Source organism: Stenotrophomonas sp. HMWF003 (assembly GCF_003061285.1).
Classification (GTDB): Bacteria; Pseudomonadota; Gammaproteobacteria; order Xanthomonadales; family Xanthomonadaceae; genus Stenotrophomonas; species Stenotrophomonas maltophilia_AP.
Genome location: NZ_QAIW01000256.1, coordinates 1 through 1942, shown reverse-complemented (window position 1 = coordinate 1942; position 1942 = coordinate 1). Strand labels below are relative to the sequence as shown.

At 70.4% G+C, this 1942-nt stretch carries 2 protein-coding genes; both read right to left on the bottom strand.

The window, feature by feature from the left end; all coding sequences use genetic code 11:
- Positions 1–993 (bottom strand): exodeoxyribonuclease VII large subunit (gene xseA / locus DBR34_RS10660; RefSeq protein WP_258223816.1); only part of this gene is annotated, 993 nt, incomplete at its 3' end.
- A gap of 45 nt (positions 994–1038) precedes the next feature.
- Positions 1039–1942: tRNA epoxyqueuosine(34) reductase QueG (gene queG, locus DBR34_RS10655; protein WP_128096770.1), on the bottom strand; the 904-nt coding region annotated here is incomplete at its 5' end.

Genomic DNA, 1942 nt, shown 5'->3' with positions numbered 1-1942 from the left:
CTGCTGCCGCCATATCGCGTCCAGGCGCCGGCCCAAATCCTGCTGGCGGCGCTGCAGCAACTGCAGGCGGGCCTGCGGGCCTTGCGCATTCAAGCGCAGCAGGGCGCGGTCGGCGCGCTGCATGGCCTGGCCCAGGCCGTGGCGCTGCAGCTGCACCATGCGGGCGGCCAGGCGGCGGACCTGCACTTGCAGGTCGCGCCTGTCGGGCACCAGCAGCTCGGCCGCCACCGACGGCGTGGGCGCGCGCAGGTCGGCCGCGAAATCGGCCAGGCTGAAGTCGGTTTCGTGGCCCACCGCAGACACCACCGGGGTGCTGCTGGCCGCAATCGCGCGGGCCAGGTGCTCGTCGTTGAACGCCCACAGGTCTTCCAGCGAGCCACCGCCGCGGGTCAGCAGGATCACGTCGTAGCGGCCGCTGGCATCGGCCGCGCGCAGCAGCGCGGTGATCTGCGCGGCAGCGCTGTCGCCCTGCACCAGGCTGGGCAGCAGGTCTACTTCCAGCAGCGGATAACGGCGTTCCAGAACACTGAGCACGTCGCGTACCGCCGCGCCGGTGGGCGAGGTGATCACCGCCAGCCGGCGGACATGGGCCGGCATCGGCCGCTTGCGCTCGGCGGCGAACAGGCCCTCGGCCTCCAGCCGTGCCTTGAGCTGCTCATAGGCGCGGCGCAGGGCGCCTTCGCCGGCTTCTTCCATGTGGTCCAGCACCAGCTGGTACTCGCCCCGCGCTTCGTACAGGGTCAGCCGGCCGCGCGCGAGCACGCGCATGCCGTCGCGCGGGACGAATTTCAGCCACTGGCTCTTGGGCTTGAACAACGCCGCGCGGATCTGCGCGCGTGCGTCTTTCAGGGTGAAGTACATGTGCCCCGAAGCCGGGCGGGTAACGCTGCCGAGCTCGGCTTCCACCCAGATCAGCGGGAAGGCGCCTTCCAGCAGGTCGCGGGCCAGGATGTTGAGCTGGCTGGGCGTGAGGATCTGCGCGCTGCGGTCCATGGACAGGTCAAACGGTACGAACGGGCGCCCATGGTCGCACAAGCGTCATGCGCCGGGGTTCCGCGCGGCGTGCTGCTGCAGGGCCCAGGCCACGTGTTCGCGCACGATCGGCGAGGCATGCGTGCGGCGCGCGTCCAGTGCCGCCAGTGTCTGCGCACTGGTGGGGGCATTGCCCAGCGCCACGGCGATGTTGCGCAACCAGCGTTCGTGGCCGCTGCGCCGGATCGGGCTGCCTTCGGTGCGGCGCAGGAACTCGTCTTCCTCCCACGCGAACAGCTGCGCCAGCGAGGCGGTATCCAGATCGTTGCGGGCGCGGAAGTCCGGCTCGTCGGTGCGCCGCGCGAACTTGTTCCAGGGGCATACCAGCTGGCAGTCGTCGCAGCCGTAGATGCGGTTGCCCATCAGCGGCCGCATGTCTTCGGGAATGGCGCCGTCGTGCTCGATGGTCAGGTAGGAAATGCACCGCCGCGCATCCAGCCGCTGCGGGCCGATGATGGCCTGGGTGGGGCATACGTCGATGCAGCGCGTGCAGGTGCCGCAGTGCGCGGTGGCCGGCGTGTCCACCGGCAGCGGCAGGTCGATGTAGATCTCGCCGAGGAAGAACCAGGAGCCGCCCTGCTTGTCGATCAGGCAGGTGTGCTTGCCGATCCAGCCCAGCCCGGCATTGCGCGCCAGGGCGCGTTCCAGCACCGGCGCCGAATCGACGAACACCCGGTAGCCGAACGCGCCGATCTCGGCGGCGATCGCATCGGCGAACTTCTGCAGGCGGTTGCGCATCAGCTTGTGGTAATCGCGGCCCAGCGCGTACCGCGCCACGTAGGCGCGGTCGCCGTCGTGCAGGGTGTCCCACGCCTGCGCGTCGTCCTTATGGCCGTAGTCCATGCCCACCGAAATCACCCGCACGGTGCCGGGCAGCAGCTCGGCCGGGCGCGCGCGCATCGTGCCGTGC